The sequence below is a fragment of the Nocardia inohanensis NBRC 100128 genome (genome assembly GCF_001612945.1).
GTDB classification, from domain to species: Bacteria; Actinomycetota; Actinomycetes; order Mycobacteriales; family Mycobacteriaceae; genus Nocardia; species Nocardia inohanensis.
The window spans coordinates 607,040-625,109 of the sequence record NZ_BDBK01000012.1; the positions used below are offsets into that span (position 1 = coordinate 607,040).

General features: G+C 67.9%; 17 protein-coding genes. 3 read left to right on the top strand and 14 right to left on the bottom strand.

Features of this window, described 5'->3' with window-relative positions:
• Positions 1-302 precede the first annotated feature (302 nt).
• On the top strand, positions 303-1,622 hold the full coding sequence (locus NI1_RS25145; RefSeq protein ID WP_067825192.1) for a hypothetical protein: 1,320 nt from the start codon (positions 303-305) through the stop codon (positions 1,620-1,622).
• Between the two features lie 112 nt (positions 1,623-1,734).
• Here NI1_RS25145 and NI1_RS25150 read toward each other — a convergent pair whose 3' ends face one another.
• Positions 1,735-2,502, bottom strand: a complete 768-nt coding sequence (locus NI1_RS25150) for an ABC transporter permease (RefSeq protein WP_067825194.1) — start codon at positions 2,500-2,502, stop codon at positions 1,735-1,737.
• Positions 2,499-3,452 carry an ATP-binding cassette domain-containing protein gene (locus NI1_RS25155; RefSeq protein ID WP_067825196.1) on the bottom strand — a complete coding sequence of 318 codons (954 nt, stop codon included), beginning with the start codon at positions 3,450-3,452 and terminating at the stop codon, positions 2,499-2,501. Before NI1_RS25155 ends, NI1_RS25150 begins: the two co-directional genes overlap by 4 nt.
• A gap of 100 nt (positions 3,453-3,552) precedes the next feature.
• On the opposite strand from NI1_RS25155, the gene NI1_RS25160 reads away from it, so the two are divergent.
• Complete coding sequence (locus NI1_RS25160; RefSeq protein ID WP_067825198.1) at positions 3,553-4,290, top strand: TetR/AcrR family transcriptional regulator; 738 nt, start codon at positions 3,553-3,555, stop codon at positions 4,288-4,290.
• Between the two features lie 134 nt (positions 4,291-4,424).
• Here the strand turns inward: NI1_RS25160 and der are convergent, their stop codons facing one another.
• The 11 genes from der to steA form a co-directional block, all read right to left on the bottom strand.
• Positions 4,425-5,840, bottom strand: a complete 1,416-nt coding sequence (gene der, locus NI1_RS25165) for a ribosome biogenesis GTPase Der (protein ID WP_067825200.1) — start codon at positions 5,838-5,840, stop codon at positions 4,425-4,427.
• Positions 5,837-6,505, bottom strand: a complete 669-nt coding sequence (cmk, locus tag NI1_RS25170) for a (d)CMP kinase (RefSeq protein ID WP_067825418.1) — start codon at positions 6,503-6,505, stop codon at positions 5,837-5,839. Before cmk ends, der begins: the two co-directional genes overlap by 4 nt.
• A gap of 65 nt (positions 6,506-6,570) precedes the next feature.
• Positions 6,571-7,389, bottom strand: a complete 819-nt coding sequence (locus NI1_RS39500) for a pseudouridine synthase (protein WP_439957295.1) — start codon at positions 7,387-7,389, stop codon at positions 6,571-6,573.
• 924 nt (positions 7,390-8,313) lie between these two features.
• Positions 8,314-9,051 carry an SMC-Scp complex subunit ScpB gene (scpB, locus tag NI1_RS25180; protein ID WP_084523659.1) on the bottom strand — a complete coding sequence of 246 codons (738 nt, stop codon included), beginning with the start codon at positions 9,049-9,051 and terminating at the stop codon, positions 8,314-8,316.
• A gap of 122 nt (positions 9,052-9,173) precedes the next feature.
• Entirely contained in the window at positions 9,174-10,070 is an 897-nt protein-coding gene (locus NI1_RS25185) for a segregation and condensation protein A (RefSeq protein ID WP_218026828.1), read from the bottom strand.
• 71 nt (positions 10,071-10,141) lie between these two features.
• A complete protein-coding gene (locus tag NI1_RS25190) occupies positions 10,142-11,038 on the bottom strand; it encodes a ParA family protein (RefSeq protein ID WP_067825426.1) in 897 nt (298 codons plus the stop codon).
• Between the two features lie 194 nt (positions 11,039-11,232).
• Positions 11,233-12,153 carry a site-specific tyrosine recombinase XerD gene (gene xerD, locus NI1_RS25195; protein ID WP_067825428.1) on the bottom strand — a complete coding sequence of 307 codons (921 nt, stop codon included), beginning with the start codon at positions 12,151-12,153 and terminating at the stop codon, positions 11,233-11,235.
• 211 nt (positions 12,154-12,364) lie between these two features.
• Positions 12,365-13,039, bottom strand: coding sequence for an NUDIX domain-containing protein (locus tag NI1_RS25200; RefSeq protein ID WP_067825202.1), 675 nt, complete (start codon positions 13,037-13,039; stop codon positions 12,365-12,367).
• Positions 13,036-14,763, bottom strand: coding sequence for a CTP synthase (gene pyrG / locus NI1_RS25205; RefSeq protein WP_067825204.1), 1,728 nt, complete (start codon positions 14,761-14,763; stop codon positions 13,036-13,038). The genes NI1_RS25200 and pyrG overlap by 4 nt, the downstream gene beginning before the upstream one ends.
• Positions 14,764-14,904: 141 nt before the next feature.
• Positions 14,905-15,825 (bottom strand): copper transporter, encoded by a 921-nt coding sequence (locus NI1_RS25210; protein ID WP_067825206.1) that lies wholly within the window; start codon positions 15,823-15,825, stop codon positions 14,905-14,907.
• Positions 15,826-15,833: 8 nt separating this feature from the next.
• On the bottom strand, positions 15,834-17,045 hold the full coding sequence (steA, locus tag NI1_RS25215; RefSeq protein WP_067825208.1) for a putative cytokinetic ring protein SteA: 1,212 nt from the start codon (positions 17,043-17,045) through the stop codon (positions 15,834-15,836).
• Between the two features lie 168 nt (positions 17,046-17,213).
• Here steA and NI1_RS25220 point away from each other — a divergent pair, with 168 nt between their 5' ends.
• Entirely contained in the window at positions 17,214-17,633 is a 420-nt protein-coding gene (locus tag NI1_RS25220) for an SRPBCC family protein (protein ID WP_067825209.1), read from the top strand.
• A 57-nt stretch (positions 17,634-17,690) separates the two neighbouring features.
• Here NI1_RS25220 and NI1_RS25225 read toward each other — a convergent pair whose 3' ends face one another.
• Positions 17,691-18,068, bottom strand: coding sequence for a hypothetical protein (locus tag NI1_RS25225; RefSeq protein WP_067825211.1), 378 nt, complete (start codon positions 18,066-18,068; stop codon positions 17,691-17,693).
• Positions 18,069-18,070: the final 2 nt, after the last annotated feature.

Sequence of the window (18,070 nt, forward strand, 5' to 3'; positions counted from 1 at the left end):
CCGCGTCTTCGCGGTCCCGTTCGGCGTGTGTGCGCAGATCGCCACCTTGCGATCGGATGCCCCTGCATCGTCCTCCTGCACCTCCGACGGTATCAACCCAAGCGCTTGCTTGGTAGGGAGTGTGCGAAACCCAACATTCGCGCATATAGCCCGGGCGTCAAGCGATTCCCCGTCCTAAGATGCGGAAACCTCTTGCGCCGTTGGCAAACCAGACAGACGGTATTTGCCGACCGAACGCCACCGGCACTGTTACGGTGTACACGCGCTAGCTGACGTGTAACTGCGATCGCTCGGAGTCGCACATGCCGCGGTATCGTGCCGCCGTCGAAACTCGATACCGGGACGCCGTACAAACCGCGGCGGCCTTCCTGGCCGCCACCGTCGCGGGCCTGGCGCTCATGGTGCCCTTCGATTTCCGATGCATCTCCACGGCCGGTTCACTGCAAACCACCCTGCTCATCTTCAATGTGCCCCGGGCCAGCGCGGCGGGTGCGCTCGTCGCCGTCGTCACCGCGGTCATCGTCGGCATGTTCGGCATTCGCGCCGCCTGGGGCACGGCGCTGAGCGCGGCCGCGGTGGTGCTGGCCGACCATCTGGTCGTGCACACCCCGGTCGGCGGGACACTGGCCTCGGCCAACTTCGTCGACTCCATCTTCGCCGGCATCCTGCTCGGCGCGGCCGGTGCGGCGGCGCTGAAACGCGGTGAGTCCGGCGCGACGCTCACCTGGCCCGCCGCCGGCTTCCTGCTCGGCGGCATCGGCAGCACCCTGCTCGGCAGCGTGGTGGAAAACGCTGTCGGACAGAGTGATACGCACTCGGTGCTGGATCGCGCCTTCGTCGACATGCCGCCGGTCTGGTTGATCGCGGCGGCGACCGTCGCGGTCGCGGCGAGCCTCGTGGTGTGCCGCACGCTCGGGCCCGCGCCGCACACCACCGCGGTCGATCTGCCGTTCGGGCCGATCTTCGCCGCCGCCATCCTCATCACCGCCGTCGCCGGGGTCTCGGAGTGGCTGACCCGGCGGGCCGAGGGGCTCGGCGACGTCGGCATCGCCGTACTGGTCACCGTCGCGGCGGCCCTGCTCGCCGCCCTGCTGCTGCCCCGCCGCGACGGCACCCTGGTGCTGCTCATGGTCGCCACCGGCGCGACCGCCACCACCATCACCGCCAGTCCCCCACCGCCGTGGATACTGCCGGCGGGGCTCGCCGTCATCGGCGCCGGACTGTACGCCGGTCATCGCCGCCCGGCACCGCTCGCGGCAGGGGGCGCGATCATCGTGCTCGCGGTCTTCGCGGTCTTCACCGCCGGTGCGGCAGCAGAGAATTCGACCGTCGCGATCCTGGGGAGCCTGGTCCTGTGCGCCATCTCCGGGTATTGCTTCGGTTCGGCACTGCCCTCGATCGCGGCGGGCACCGTACTGGCGCTAGCCGTGCAGTTCGTGCCGTCGGCGCTGGCCGCACTGCGGGATCGGCCGCTCAGCCTGCCCTGGAGTTCCGATATGTGGTCGTGTGGGTCCGAGGCGCCCGACACCTATGTCCCGGGTTGGACGGCCGTCGCCATTGCGCTCGGATGCGTGCTGGCCATCGTGCCGCTGTGGAAAAAGCGGCCCGCTTCGGGCCGCTGATCCTCCTTGCCGGTTTTTCGACCGACGCTGAATTGGCTGAAGTTCTCCGACACCCCCGGAATCTCATGTTTAGATGCGCATATCGGCGTATACGAATGCCGGAGCTGCTCCGTCAGTCCTGACCGCGCCGTTCGAACAACGCACCCGCCGCCAGATAGCCGAGCAAGGCGACGCTCACCCACCAGGCCACCGCGATCCAGGCGCTGTCCCCTATCGGCGTATCCATCAGCAGCCCGCGCAGCGTCTCGGTCACCGAGGTCACCGGCTGATGTTCGGCGAAGCCGCGTAGCCAGCTCGGCATGGTCTCCGCGGGCACGAAAGCGCTACTGACATAGGGCAGAAACATGAAGATGAACATGAAACCGTTGGCGGCCTCCGGATTCGGCGCGAGCACGCCCAGCGCGGCGGCCACCCAGGACAACGCCAGAATGAACAGCGCCAGCACCGCGATCGCGCCCAGCCAGCGCAGCGGATCCGCGGTCGGCCGGAAGCCGAGCGCCACCGCCACCAGCACCACCAGGCCGGTGGTGAGCAGATTGCGCAGCAGGCTCTCCAGTACGTGACCGGCGAGCACGGCCGAGCGGGAGACCGGCATGGCCCGGAAGCGGTCGACGATGCCGTTGTGCAGATCGGTCGCCACGCTCACCGCGGTCGCACCCGATCCGAAACCCGCGCACAGCAACAGGATTCCGGGCACCACGTAGTCGATGTACGCGCCGTCCACCCGCATGGCGCCACCGAACACGTAGACGAACATGAGCAGGATGGTGATCGGCACCGCGATCGTCATGATCATGGTGTCCGGACTGCGCAGGGCGTGCCGCAGATTACGGCCCACCATGGTGGCCGAGTCCTCGGCCGCACGGACCAGAGTGTTCATCGCTGAGCGCCTTTCGCGGCGGATCCGGTCAGGGCGAAGAAGACATCGTCCAGATCCGGGGTGTGGATGGCCAGTTGATCGACCTTGACCGCGTGATCGTCGAAACGGTCCAGCAGAGCGCGCAATTCGGTGATGCTGCCGTCCGAGGGCACTTGCAGGGCCAGCTGTTCGGCATCCACCTCGGCGACCGGCACCATGCGCGCCGCGGCCGCCAGCCCGTGTTCGTCGGCGAACCGCAGCCGGATATGCCCGCCGGGCACCAGCGTTTTCAGCTCGTCGGCCCTGCCTTCGGCCACGATGCGGCCGTCGTCGATCACCGCGATGCGGTCGGCGAGCTGATCGGCCTCTTCCAGGTACTGGGTGGTGAGGAAGATGGTCACGCCGTCCGCCACCAAGCGCCGGATCACCGTCCAGAGTTCGCGGCGGCTGCGCGGGTCAAGCCCGGTGGTGGGCTCGTCCAGGAAAACGATGCGCGGGCCGCCCATCAGGCTCATGGCCAGGTCGAGGCGACGGCGCATGCCACCCGAGTACGCGCCCGCCCGTTTGCCCGCCGCCTCGACCAGGTCGAACTGTTCCAGCAGCCGGGTTGTGCGCGCGGCGATTTCGCGGGCGCCCAGGTGCAGCAGGCGGCCCATCAACCGTAGGTTCTCCGCGCCCGTGAGCACCTCGTCCACCGCCGAGAACTGCCCGGTCACCCCGATGAGCCCGCGCACCGCCTCGGGTTCGCGGCGCAGGTCGTGCCCGCCGACCCGCAACTCCCCCGCGTCCGGCCGCCCGAGCGTGGTGAGAATGCGCACCACCGTGGTCTTGCCCGCGCCGTTCGGCCCGAGTAGCGAAAACACTGTTCCGGCAGGCACATTCAGGTCGATGCCACGCAGCACCTGATGCTCGCCGAAGGATTTGGTCAGCCCGGCCACTTCGATGGCAGGGGAAATTCCGGAAGTCGTCATGGGAACCCCGATCAGAAACTGTGTATGAACTACACTCGGTGTATAGTCTACACAGTTTCCGGGATGGCGCAAGATGTAAGCAACGAAGACAGGAGGCCGTATGGGCAATCGCGACGATGTGAGCGTCCTACCCAAGTCGGTGAAGCTGCTCTGGGATCTCGACGGCGCCGGCACCCGCGGACCGAAACGCGGGTTGAGCCTGGACCAGATCCTGGCCGCCGCCATCACCGTCGCCGACACGGAAGGCTATGCGGCCCTGTCCATGAGCCGCGTCGCCAAACAACTCGGCTTCACCACGATGTCGCTGTACCGCTACGTGGACAGCAAGGAAACCCTGCTGGAGCTCCTGCTAGACCGCGCCATCGGCCCCGCCCCCACCCTGCCCACCGGCCAGGGCTGGCGCGCCGCCCTGGAAGCCTGGGCCTGGGCCGAGTTCCACGCCATTCGCGTCCACGACTGGTGGCTCGACATCGCCATGACCGGCCCCCCGACCGGCCCCAACAACATGGACTGGCTCGAAGCCGGCCTCGGCGCCCTGACCGAGGTCCCCATCCCCGAACCCCAACGGCTCCAACTCGTGGTCAACCTCTCCCTCTACGTCATCGGCCGCACCCGCTTCCTGCGCGAAATGACCAAGCGCGCCAAGGAAGAGAAGGACTACACCGCCGTCCTGCTCCAGGTCCTCGACCCCGCGCGCTACCCCGCCATCAGCAGCGCCCTCGCCAACCGCGCCTTCGACGACGACGAAATGCATTGGGACGAAGCAGATTTCCGCTTCGCCCTGGACCGCCTGCTCGACGGCTACGAGCGCTACATCGAATCCGCCACGGTCGGCTGAACAACTCCGGCGCGGGTCCAGGTCGGCGCGCGTGTTCGTGATCGTCGCCGGGTCCGCGGGCGGTCAAACGCCGAGCGCCCGGCACATCCGGTCGAGCCGGAGTGCCGGGCGCTCGGGGGATCCGAGGGGTCGGACTACTTCTTGCGTTCCCGCTTCTCGCGAACGCGAACGTTCACGCGTACCGGGGAACCGTCGAAGCCGAACTCCTCACGCAGGCGGCGTTCGATGAAGCGGCGGTAGCCCGCTTCGAGGAAGCCGGTGGTGAACAGCACGAACGTCGGCGGGCGGGTGGAAGCCTGGGTGGCGAAGAGGACTCGCGGGAGCCGGCCACCGCGCATGGGCGGCGGGGTGGCGGCGATTACTTCCTTCAGCCAGTTGTTCAGGCGGCCGGTGGGGATGCGCTTGTCCCAGGACTCCAGGGCGGTTTCCATGGCGGGGACGAGCTTCTGGACGGCGCGGCCGGTGTGGGCGGAGATATTGACGCGCTGAGCCCAGCGGACCTGGACCATCTCACGGTCGATCTCGCGTTCCAGCATTTCGCGCCGGTCCTCGTCGACCAGATCCCACTTGTTGTAGGCGATCACCAAGGCGCGGCCGGTCTCGGCGACCATGGAGATGACGCGCAGATCCTGCTCGGTGAGCGGCTGCGAGGCATCGATGAGCATGACCGCGACCTCGGCGGACTCGATGGCGCCCTTGGTGCGCAGCGAGGCGTAGAACTCGTGGCCGCTGGCATTGGCGACCTTGCGCCGCAGACCGGCGGTATCGACGAAACGCCATGCCTTGCCGCCCAATTCGACCAGCGAATCGACCGGGTCGACGGTGGTACCGGCCACATTGTGCACGACCGAGCGTTCCTCGCCGGTCAGCTTGTTCAGCAGCGAGGACTTGCCCACGTTCGGCTTGCCCACCAGCGCGACACGGCGCGGTCCGCCGCTGACACCCGTACCCTCGCGCGGGGTTTCGGGCAGCACCCGCAGGATCTCGTCCAGCAGGTCACCGGTGCCACGACCGTGCGCGGCCGAAACCATGTGCGGCTCACCGAGGCCCATCGACCACAGCGCGGCCGCATCGGCCTCCAGCTTCTGGTTGTCGACCTTGTTGGCGACCAGGATGACCGGAGTCTTGGAGCGGCGCAACGTCTTCGCGACAGCCTCGTCGGTGGAGGTCGCGCCGACGGTGGCATCCACCACCACGACGATGGCGTCCGCGGTGTCCATGGCGACCTGCGCCTGCCGCGCCACCGACTGCTGCAAGCCCTTGGCGTCGGGTTCCCAGCCGCCGGTGTCCTGCACCATGAAACGCCGTCCGGCCCAGTTGGCTTCATAGGAGATGCGGTCCCGGGTCACGCCCGGAATATCCTCCACCACGGCCTCGCGACGCCCCAGAATGCGGTTCACCAGCGTCGACTTGCCCACGTTCGGGCGGCCGACGATGGCCAGCGTAGGCAGCGGGATGTGTTCGGCATCCTGCTCGCCCTCGAATTCGGCTACGTCCCAATCGGTTTCGTCCGACCAGATGCCGTCACCCGCGAAAGTATCCTGGGTCACTGCCCGCCTCCTGCCGAAATCCGCTGCGCAACCACGCGATACAGCTCGTCGATGGTCTCGTCCTTGGTCAGTTCGCTGGTGTCCACCAGAATCGCGTCCTCGGCGGGGCGCAGCGGCGACACCTTGCGGGTCGAGTCCAGATTGTCGCGGCGCTGCACATCGGCCAGCACGGCTTCGTAATCGTCGCCGCGGCCCTCGGCGATGTTCTGGGCGTTGCGGCGGAACGCGCGCGCCTCCGCGGACGCGGTCAGATAGATCTTCACATCCGCGTCCTGCAACACCACGGTGCCGATATCGCGGCCCTCGACCACGATCCGCCCGGCGGCGAACGCGATCTCGCGCTGCAAGGCCACCAGCTGCTCGCGCACCTCGGGCACCGCCGACACCGCCGACACCGCCTTGGTCACCTCGTTGCCGCGAATCTCGCTGGACACGTCCTCACCGTCGAGCTCGATCACCTCGCGGCTCGGATCGGTGCCGATGGTCAGCGGCAATTCCTTGACCGCCACCACGATCGCGGCGGCATCGTCGAGGTCCACGCCACTGCGCAGCACGCGCAGGGTCGCGACCCGGTACATGGCGCCGGTATCGAGATAGCTGGCGCCGAGCCGGGTGGCGAGCAAGCGCGACACGCTCGACTTGCCGGTGCCCGACGGGCCGTCCATGGCGACGACCAGCTGCGCGGAACCGGTCAGCGCACCCGTCGTGTCGATCAAACTGTCCACACCATTCACAACGACACCGCCTCGTAGAGCTTCCCGATTTCGTCCCGGCCCAGCACCCGCAGCGTGCCCGGGCGCTGATCGCCGAGCGCGACCGGCCCGATGTGCGTACGCACCAGCGACTTCACCGGGTGATCGACCGCGGCGAGCAGGCGGCGCACGATGTGCTTGCGGCCCTCGTGCAGCACCACCTTCACCAGCGACTTGCCCTGGCCGACCTCGAGCACCACGAACTTGTCCACCTTGGCGGGACCGTCCTCGAGCTCGACGCCCTCCTTGAGCAGCTTGGTGACGTAGCGGGTGTTGACCTCGCCGTCGACCGTGGCCAGGTAGGTCTTGGAGACCTCGAAGGACGGATGCATCAGGCGGTGCGCCAGATCGCCGTCATTGGTGAGCAGCAGCAGGCCCTCGGTGTCGGCGTCCAGGCGGCCGACGTGGAACAGGCGCTGACCGGCGGCGATCCGCTCGGCCACGATGTCACCCACGCAGGGGCGGCCGTGCTCGTCGGACATGGTGGACTGCCAGCCCTTGGGCTTGTTCAGCGCCAGGTAGACCTGTTCGCCGCGGACCACGACACGCACGCCGTCGACGCGCACCACCGCGTTCTCGGGGTCGATGCGCAGACCCTGCTCGCGCACGATCTTGCCGTCGACCTCGATCCGGCCGGCCTCGATCATCTCCTCGGCCGCGCGGCGCGAAGCCACACCGGCCTTGGCGAGCACCTTCTGCAACCGCTCGCCCTCGCCCCACGGCAGCTTCTTCGGACCCTGCTGCTCGCTCGGCTCCACGTACTGGTGCCGCGCCGGCTTGGCATTGCTGATCAGCACCGGACCCTGAACCTGCTTCTCCGGCTTGGCCTTCTTGCGGGACGGCGAGGTGGTCGGAGCCAGCGGCCGTCCGCCACCGATGCGTCCCCGGCTCGCATTGCGATCCTGCCCGAAACCCGTACGGTCCGAACCGAACCCGGTCCGCCCCTGACCGCCCCGGGCATCGCCGCCGCGAGACTGGTTGTCGCGCGCGGAGTTCCCGTACGAGGAGCCGCCGCGCGAAGCCGCGCCACCGCGCGAATCGCCGTAACCGGAGCCGCCTCGCGAGCCGGAGTTCCCGTAACCGCTTCCGCCGCGCGAACTTCCGGCACCGGCGCCACCGCGACCGGCGCCGTAGGAACCGGAGCCACCGCGCGAATCGCCATAACCCGAGCCGCCGCCGTAACCGGACCCGCCCCGCGAATCGCCGCCCCGGCCACCGCCGTACGAACCGGACCCGCCGCGCGAATCGCCACCGCGGCCGCCGCCGTAGCTCGATCCGCCACGGGAATCGCCGTAACCCGCGCCACCGCGCGAACCGGATCCACCACGGGAATCGCCATATCCGGATCCACCACGGCCACCGCCGTAGGATCCACTGCCACCGCGCGAGTCGCTACCGCCACGGCCCGCGCCGTAGCTCGATCCGCCGCGCGAATCGCCGTAACCCGCGCCACCGCGCGAACCGGATCCACCACGGGAATCGCCATATCCGGATCCACCACGGCCACCGCCGTAGGATCCACTGCCACCGCGCGAGTCGCTACCGCCACGGCCACCGCCGTAGCCGGCGCCGCCGCGCGAGTCGTTCGAATTTCCACCGCGTCCCTGCGCGGACCTGTCGGTCCGGCCGCGGGTGGGTCGCGAGCCGCCCTGCGGCTCGAATCCACGTTGTCTACGTTCCGGTGTGCCATCTCGGCGAGCGGGAGTATTCACGTTGTCCAATCAATCTTCGGTGCCGAGGTCGATATCCGCCTCGGCGGGCTTTTTGAGCCTGGTGAACCGGGGGTCGGTCTCCAAGCTCTCGTTGATCTCGTCGATCAGGTCGACGCCCGGGAGCAAGGGCGCCAACGGCGGCAGATCCGCCAGGGACGCGAGGCCGACCCGTTCCAGGAACAGTTCGGTGGTGTTGTACAAAGTGCCGTTGGTCTCCGGGTCCGTTCCGGCCTCCGTGATCAGCCCTCGCGCCAGCAAGGTCCTGATCACACCATCCACATTCACGCCGCGCACCGCGCTGACACGGGCTCGGGTAACCGGTTGACGGTACGCGATCACCGCCAGTGTTTCCAAAGCGGCCCGGGTCAGTTTCGACCGTGCGCCGTCCAACAGCATACGTTCCACGTAAGGGGCGTATTCACTCCGCGTGTAGTAACGCCAGCCGTCACCCACGAATCTGAGATCCATGCCACTGCGGCGCACATTCAACTCCGCCGAGATCTCGCGCAGCACCTGCGTCACCCGCCGCGTCGTATCGTTCAGCGCCGCGGCCAGCAGTTCCGCCGGTGCGGGCGCGTCCACCACCAGCAGCATGGCCTCCAGCGCCGATCGGAAGTCGTGGTCGTCGAGCTGCTCGGATTCCTCGTCGTCCGCGCCGAACCCGGATCGGGCCGCCTCCCCCGCATCCGATTCCGCCTCGTCGGATTCGAACGCCAGCACGGCCGCGGCCGCGTCGGCATCCGCCATGATCACCTCCGGAACCGCGTCGATCCCGGCGGCAGTGATATCCGTCTCGGCCGGCCGGTCCGCGTCCCGCGGTGGGGCGGCGTCGTGGTCTTGCGGTGTGGCGCCGTCGTGCACTGCCTCGGTCACCCGTAATCCTCCTCAATCGTCACCGGCGCGGCGGGCTGATCCTCGAGTTCGCCGATCCAGCTGACCGACAGCGGGCCCAGCGGGTCGGGCTGCTCGAATTCGATCGTCTTGCCGCGATAGAGCTCGAGCAGCGCCAGGAAGCGGGCGACGATCTGAATCGGCGCATCGCAATCGGCGCAGAGTTCGTGGAAGGTCGTCCAGCCGCCCGCCCCACGGCTTTTCAGCAATTCCAGCACCAGCGCGGCCTGCTCGGCGATCGAGATCGAGTGGGCGTGGATGTGATCCAGGCCCACGCGCGGCGCCGGACGCGGCCGGAACGCCGCCGCGGCCACCTGCGCGAACGCGGCGGCGTCAACACCCAGCGTAACCTCGGGCAACAGTTCCAGATAGCGATCTTCCAGGGAGACCGCGCGCGGATACCGTTGCAGCGCCGCCGCCTCCAGTTCGGCGAGCAGCTCCGCCACCTGTTTGAAGGCGCGGTACTGGAGCAGCCGGGCGAAGAGCAGGTCGCGCGCCTCGAGCAGCTCCAGATCCTCTTCGTCGGTCACCTCGCCCGAGGGCAGCAGCCGGGCGGCCTTCAGGTCGAGCAGGGTGGCGGCGATGACCAGGAATTCGGTGGTCTGGTCCAGGATCTTGTCGGCGCGCAGCCCCTGTACTTCGGAGAGGCTCGCGGTCAATGCCTTGGTGTAGACGATGAATTCGTCGGTCACCTTGTGCAGGGCGATCTCGGTGACGTCGAGCCGGCGCTGGCTGATCAGTTGCAGCAGCAGGTCGAACGGACCTTGAAAGTTGCTGAGGTTCAGATGAAACTTGCCATCCTTGCCCGAATTGTCCGGTGTTTCAGCGGTATCGGCGGGTGCCGGCTCGCCCGCCGCCGCGATATCCGCGACCACGGCCCCCGCCTCGGGCACGCCGGTATCCGCCTCCGCCGATGCTGGCGCGGACGCTGCGTGTGAAGGATCGTTCAACGGCCCGACCGGTGGATGACTTCCCGCGCCATGGCGCGATAGGCCTCGGCGCCACCGGATTTCGGCGCCCAGGTGGTGATGGGTTCACCGGCGACGCTGGCGTCGGGGAAGCGCACGGTCCGCGAGATCACCGTGTCGTAGACGAGGTCGCCGAACACCTCCACCACGCGCGTCATCACCTGACGCGAATGCAGCAAACGGGCATCGAACATGGTGACAACGATGCCGTACAGGGTCAGCTCGGGATTCAGCCGGTCCCTGACCTTCTCGACGGTGTCGTTCAGCAGGGCCAGGCCGCGCAGTGAGAAGTACTCGCATTCCATCGGAATGATGACGCCGTCGGAGCAGGCCAGCGCGTTCACGGTGAGCAGGCCGAGCGAGGGCTGGCAGTCGATGAGGATGTAGTCGTAGCGGCTGCGCAGCGGCGCCAGCGCGCGCCCCAGGGTGTGCTCCCGGCCCACCTCGTTGACGAGCTGGATCTCCGCCGCGGACAGGTCGATATTGGACGGCAGCAGGTCCATGTTCTCGACCTTGGTATTCATCAGCACGTCTTCCACGCGCACCTTGCCGTTGCCGATGAGCAGGTTGTGCACGGTCAGATCGAGATCATGGTGCGCCACACCGAGACCCGCCGACAGCGCCCCCTGCGGGTCCAGGTCGACCAGCAGCACCTTGCGCCCGCATTCGGCCAGCGCCGCACCGAGATTGATGGTCGAGGTGGTCTTGCCGACCCCGCCCTTCTGATTACACATGGCCACGATCAGCGCGTCACCGGAGTGATCCGCCTCGCCGGGCTCCGGAATCTCACGCAAAGGACGTCCGGTCGGACCTAGCTCCGCGCTGCCGGTGGCCACATCCGCGGCCTCCCACAGGGTTTGCGCGGCGGTTTCGATCCGCTGGCCCGCACCACCGGTAGTCGTCACGTCCGCTGCTCCTTCGACGTTCCTGCCCTTGCCCCGCCCGCAGCTGGTGTGCCGGTGGACGGCGCGCCCGGCCGCGTGTGCGGACCGGTCCCTACTAGACGCTACCGTCTGTTCGCGCAAGACCTATGTTCGGACACGCGCCCTAAACCTGCACTTCAGACTACCTAGCGCGCACGCGGATGGGCTGTCGCCCAGACCTCGTGCAACGTGCCGACGGTTACCAGAGTGTAGATCTGGGTCGTCGTCACCGAGGCATGACCGAGTAACTCCTGTACCACGCGTACATCCGCGCCACCGTCCAGCAGATGCGTGGCGAACGAATGCCGCAGCGTGTGCGGGGACACCTGAGCTGCGATTCCGGCCCGTTCGGCGGCGGATTGCAGGGTCTGCCAAGCGGTTTGGCGCGATAGCCGGCCACCGCGATGATTCAGGAACAGCGCGCTGTTGCCGCGCCCGTGCGATGCCAGCGCGGGCCGCCCCCGCACCAGATACGCGTCGACGGCGGCCAGCGCCGGCCGCCCGATCGGCACCATCCGCTGCTTTCCGCCCTTGCCGCGCAAGACGACTGCCCGTTCGGGCGTGTCGATATCGTCGACGTCCAGCCCGGTGATCTCGGAAATCCGTGCCCCCGTGGAGTACAGCAACTCCAGCAGCGCCCGGTCCCGCAGCCCGCGCGGCCCCTCGGCGAGGTCGCCCCCGGCCGCCTCCAGCAATCGCGAAACCTGCTCATACGGCAGTGCTTTCGGCAGCCGACGCGCCGGTGTCGGCGGTTTCACCGGATGCGCCACATCCCCCTCGGTGATCCCCTCCGCCGCCGCGAACTTGTGCAGCCCGCGCACCGCCACCAGCGCCCGCGCCGCCGAACTCGCCGCCAGCGCCGGATGATCCGCGTCCCCGGCCCGCAACGCGACCATGAATTCACCGATATCGGTCTCCGACACCCGTGCCAAGGACTCGACCCCCCGACCGCTCAGAAACGCTTGATACCGCCCGAGATCCCGCCGGTAAGCCGCGAGCGTATTGCGCGCGGCACCCCGCTCCACCGTCAAATGATCGAGGTAGGCGTCGATTTGCCGTGTCAGCACGGCACGCTTCCGGGCATGCCGCCCATCATGGCAGCACCCACCGACAGCCGAGCCGACCACGTACCGCGCGGTGTGTTTTGCATGGTCGGCCGCAGAACCCTTCAGCCGCGAGAAATTCCCGGCGACCGAGCTCGGGCACACCTGTTCGCGGTGGCTGGACGGCATGGCATGGAACGAGCCGACTTCGTGCCTGCCCTGTTGAAGTAGGCGACTAGCTTTGTGCCGCCTTGCGATCCAGGAAGGCCGTGGGCATGCCGGGCCAGGGCGCGTCCGCCGGGCGGAGTTCGGCGCCGGTGGCGCGGGCGGTGGTCAGGGCGAGAACGCCCGCTACCGCAGTGGCATTGGTGATCTCACCGGCCAGCGCCTGCCGGACCGCTTCGGCGAGCGGCACCCGCAGGACCTGGAGGTCGGCCTCTTCCCCTTCGGGGTCCGGCTGGTGTGTGTCGTACAGACCGGTCGCGTAGTAGACGCGCAGGGCCTCGTCGGTAAAGCCGGGCGAGAGCGCCACATCCACCAGCACGGCCCATTCGCGGGCGGCCAGCCCGGTCTCCTCGGCCAGTTCGCGTTTGGCGGCTTCGAGCGGATCTTCGCCCTGCTTGTCCAGCAGCCCGGCGGGCAGCTCGAGGAGTCGCCGGCCGATGGGATGGCGGTACTGGTTGATCAGTACCAGGTTGTCGTGCTCGTCCACCGCGGCGACGGCGACCGCGCCGTGGTGTTCGATCACTTCGCGTTCGGCGATCTTGCCGCCGGGCATGACCACCTGATCCAGCCGCAGGGCCAGGATCGCGCCCGAGTAGACGGTGCGGCTGGAGACGATGTCGAACTCGTGCGAACCGGGCGCCGAATCCGGAGACTCGGCGCCCTTATCGCCTTGCGAGGATGTCATTTAGACACTTTCTCACCCTCTTCGGCCGAAACCGAAGCGGCGATCTCCACCGGGAGCTGTTCGGCGGCCTTGTATTTCAACGCGGCCTGGATCAGCGCGGCGAACAGCGGATGCGGCCGGGTGGGACGCGACTTGAGCTCCGGGTGCGCCTGGGTGGCGACGAAGAACGGGTGCTTGTCCTGCGGTAGCTCGACGAACTCGACCAGGTGCCCGTCGGGCGAGGTGCCGGAGAACTTCAGGCCGCTCTTGGCGATCTTGTCGCGGTAGGTGTTGTTGACCTCGAAGCGATGCCGGTGCCGCTCGGACACCTCGGTCGCGCCGTAGGCCGCCGCCACGACCGAACCCTTTTGCAGCACAGCGGGGTACGCGCCCAGGCGCATGGTGCCGCCCAGGTCGGCCTCGCCGGCCACGATCTGCTCCTGGTCGGCCATGGTCGAGATGACCGGGTACTTCACATCCGGTTCGAACTCGGTCGAGTTGGCATCGGTCATACCGACCGAGCGCGCCGCCTCGATGACCACGCATTGCAGGCCCAGGCACAGGCCCAGCAGCGGAATGCCGCGTTCGCGGGCGTACTTGATCGCCCCGACCTTGCCCTCGATGCCGCGGATGCCGAATCCGCCGGGGATCAGCACCCCGTCCACATCGGAGAGATGCTGGCGGGCACCGGCTTCGGTCTCGCACTCGTCGGACTGCACCCAGCGGATGTTCACCTTGGCCTGCGCGCCGAACCCGCCGGCCCGCAGCGCTTCGGTGACCGAGAGGTACGCGTCCGGCAGATCGACGTACTTGCCGACCAGCGCGACGGTGACCTGTTCGCGTGGGTTGTGCACGCGATCGAGCAGATCGCCCCAGACCGTCCAGTCCACGTCGCGGAAGGGCAGGCCCAGGCGGCGCACCACGTACGCGTCCAGGCCCTCGCGGTGCAGCACCTTCGGAATGTCGTAGATCGACGGCGCGTCCGGGGTGGAGATGCAGGCGTCGACATCGACGTCGCACATCAGCGCGATCTTGTTCTTGAGCCCCTGCGGCACCTCCCGGTCACAACGCAGGATCAGCGCGTCGGGCTGGATACCGATATTGCGCAGCGCCGCCACCGAATGCTGGGTCGGCTTGGTCTTCAGCTCGCCCGAGGGACCCAGGTAGGGCACCAGCGTGACGTGCAGGAAGAAGCAATTGTCGCGACCCACCTCGTGGCGAATCTGCCGGGCCGCCTCGAGGAACGGCTGCGACTCGATATCGCCCACGGTGCCACCGATTTCGGTGATCACCACATCCGGCACCTGCCCGTGCAGGTCCGGCCCCGACATCGCGAGGATGCGGCTCTTGATCTCATCGGTGATATGCGGGATCACCTGCACGGTGTCGCCGAGGTACTCCCCCCGGCGCTCCTTGGCGATCACCTTCGAATAGACCTGCCCGGTGGTGACATTGGCGTCGCCCGACAGATCCCGATCGAGAAAGCGTTCGTAGTGGCCGACATCGAGGTCCGTTTCCGCGCCGTCCTCGGTCACGAACACCTCACCGTGCTGGAAGGGGTTCATGGTGCCGGGATCGACATTGAGATACGGATCCAACTTCTGCATGGTGACGCGGAGACCGCGTGACGTGAGCAGCTGACCGAGGCTGGAGGCGGTCAGACCCTTACCGAGTGAAGAGGCGACACCGCCGGAGACGAAGATGTGTTTCGTGGCCGCGCGCGCCGGAATCCGTGATTGACCCACGGGACTTCACGGTAACACGTCTTCGGGATGCCGATCGAATGCCACGCACGTCGGTTGCTCACGATTGGCTCGATTTCCGGCCCGCCCGGCTACATTTCCCGCCACCTGGGCCGAGTCTGCCGGCGCGGCGTGCGGATTCGGTCAGCGCGGCATGGCGGCGACTGTGAGCGAGGTCGCCTTCGCGCCGGTGCCGTATCGGCCGGTGCCGCCGCTCAACTGCTCGGTGAGTCCGAGCACGGTGGTGATGCGGCCGATCTCGTGGTCGAGATTGTCGACCGTGGTGACCGTGGAGAGCCCGGCCTCGGAGCGCGCGATCGCGATCGGTCCCGGACCTTCGGCGGCCCCGTAGCGACCCGCCAGCACCACGCCGGAGCTATGCGAACGCAACCCGCCGGCGAACCGGGCCAGGATGGTCCCGCGATTGTTCTCATCGGCCTTCGCGCCGTCGCCGACCACCAGCACCGCCAGCTGCGCGGGCTGCACCTCCGTGAAGTTCAGGAAACCGCCGCCGCGCAAGGTCTCCAGCGCGAGCCCGCGCTCCTGCTGGGTGCCGCGCGCCTGCCCGCTGGACGGATCGGTCAGCAGCGTCTGGCCGAGCAGATCACCGGCCAGGCTGCCCTGATCGGCGGCGTCGATCTTCAATTGGGCGCCCGCGGGCACCACGTTCACCAGTGCGGTGCGCAACCGATCGCCTTCGCTGGAATCGCTGAAAGCACCGGTGAGCCCGACCCGCCCGGTGACCGTGGCCCCGGCATTGGTCAGCGCGGCGGTCACCGCGTCGGCGTCGGTGGTCTCGGCGTCGGGCGCGGTGAACACCAGCACGCTGCGATTGGCCAGGCTGCCCGCCAGCAGTTTGCCCGCCGCGCCGGCGAGGAAAGCGTCCGAGGCCTTCACCTGTTCGGCGAGCCGCTCGTTCTCGGCGGTCAGCGCGTCCAGCTTCTGGCGGTCCCCCGTGCCCGGGAACAACCCGTCACCGTGGGTGCGGGTGCCGAGCACCACGCCGAGCGCCAAAGCCAGGAAGACCGCGGCGAGCGACACGGCGTGATGGCGAAACGAGATCATGCGGTTTCCTACCTCTGCCTGTCGAGCAGTCCCTGCACCCAGGCCGAGAATCGGTCCCAGGTGTGCGCGACCGAAGTCGTCAGTTCACCGCCCATATGGGTGGCCAGCAAGGCGACCACGATGGCGACCAGCGCGGCCAGCACCACCAGTGCGACGGCCCAGCCGGAACCCCGGTGCCGGTACAGCGCCGCAACGGCTTTCGCGTCCATCAACCTGGTGCCCAGTTTGAGCCGGGTCAGGAAGGTCGCCGGGTTCGAGTCGCGGCGGCCGCGGTCGAAGAAATCGTCCAATGATGCTGCCGCGCCGACGGTCACGATGAGCGCGGCCCCGTGATGCCCGGCCAGCAGCAGCGCCAGATCGGCGGGCGCGCCCGAGGACGGGAAGGTGGTGGCGCCGATGCCCAGATCCTGGATGCGCTCCAAACCCTTTGCGTGCCCGTCGGTGTCGGCCGGCAGGATCACCTCCGCGCCGCACTTGAGCGTGGTGGCGGTGATCTCCTCCGGATCGCCGACGATCAGATCCGGCCGGTAACCGTTGCGCGTCAAGGTATCCGCGCCCCGGCCCACCCCGATCAGGATCGGCGCGTACTCCTTGATGAACGGCTTGATCCGCTTGAGGTCCTCGGCATGGTCGGGCGCGTCGGCGACGATCACGACATGCCGCTTCTTCATGTCGAGTACGACCTCCGGCACCCCGATTCCATCGATCAGCAAGGAACTTTCGGTGCGGATGAACTCGATGGTGTTGCCCGCGAACGCTTCCAGGTGGTCGGCCAGCCCGTTGCGGGCCTCGATCATGCGCTCCGCGATCCCGGCCTCGGTGAGCTCGATGCCCTCGACGAGCGCTTCGGGTTCCTTCTTGGAGATCTTGTCGGCGTAGACCACGCCTTCGTCGACGCGCACCTTGGTGCCGTCCTTGATCTTGGTGAAGACATCGGAGCTGACCGCGTCCAGCAGCACGATCCCGTTGGCCACCAAGACTTCCGGCCCCAGATTGGGATAGCGCCCGGAGATCGACGGCGAGGCGTTCACCACCACCGCCACCCCGGCTTCGACGAGCCGGTCGGCGGTGAGCCGATCCAGATCCATCTCGTCCAGGACCACCACATCGCCGGGCCCGACACGTTGCAGCAAACGCCGGGTATTGCGGTCGACCCGCGCCATCCCGGTCAGACCAGGCAATGTTTCGGTATTGCGCGACAGCAAGGCCAGCATCTTCATAACGCTCGATGATTGCTCGAAAGTCTCAACCTTTGGTGGAGGCGCGCCGAATCGTCGCCTCCATTCGTCACAGTGATGCCAGCCGTCCGCGCCCGAATGTCCCTTTAACGCCGGATTGTCCGTCTTGCACCCTGTCGCCTTACCGGCGAGTAAGGATATGCTCCGACCATGACCAGCACCACTGTCGAGACCGTCCTCTCGGCCCCCCGTGACGTCGTCTTCAAGCTGTTCAGCGAGCGCGACAGCCTCACCCCGTATCTCCCCATCCAGATCTCGCTGAAGAAGCCCGGCGCGGGCGCCCCCTCGGGCGTCGGCGCGCAGTACCTCCTCGGACTGGCCGGCCTGGGCATCACCGAAGAGACCACCGAACTCGTCCCCGGCGAGAAGATGGTCTACCGCGTCGTCGCCGGCGCCCCGGTCAAGCGCCACGTCGGCACCATCACCTTCGCCGACGCCCCCGGCGGCACCAAGGTCGTCTACACCATGGAGTCCGAGCCCAGCCTCCCCCTGCCCGGCAAGGTCCTCGAGGTCGGCCTGAAGGGCCTCACGAACGCCCTCATCGGCGGCGTCCGCAAGGCCATCAAGTAATTCCCCACCGATAGAATTCGCTGACGAAGAAGTCGTTTCAGGCGGCCGCGGCCGAGCTCATGGCCTGGTCTTCCCGCGCCATCGTCCGCGCCGCGCTCGCCGAAGCCGCAGCGCCCCCGGCCGATTGACGCACGCGACGCCGGCTTCCGGAGTGCTGGGCGCCCATTCCCACGGTGCGCCAGCCTCCGAGCGGCGCGCGATCCAGCCGTAGGGGAGGTTCGCCAGTTCGGCGATCGTGGGGTCGCGGTCCACCACTTCCGACAATTGCACCAGCAGGGCGTGCGCCAGATCCGGTCCGGCGGTGTGGAACTGCCAGGCGGCGTCGCTGTCGTCGTGCGTCACATACGCGATCCAGTCGCCGTCGCGCAAAATGCGCTGGTCCACGAAGACCGCCACGGTCGGCGGATCGGCGAAGGTCCAAGGATTTTCGGTCATCG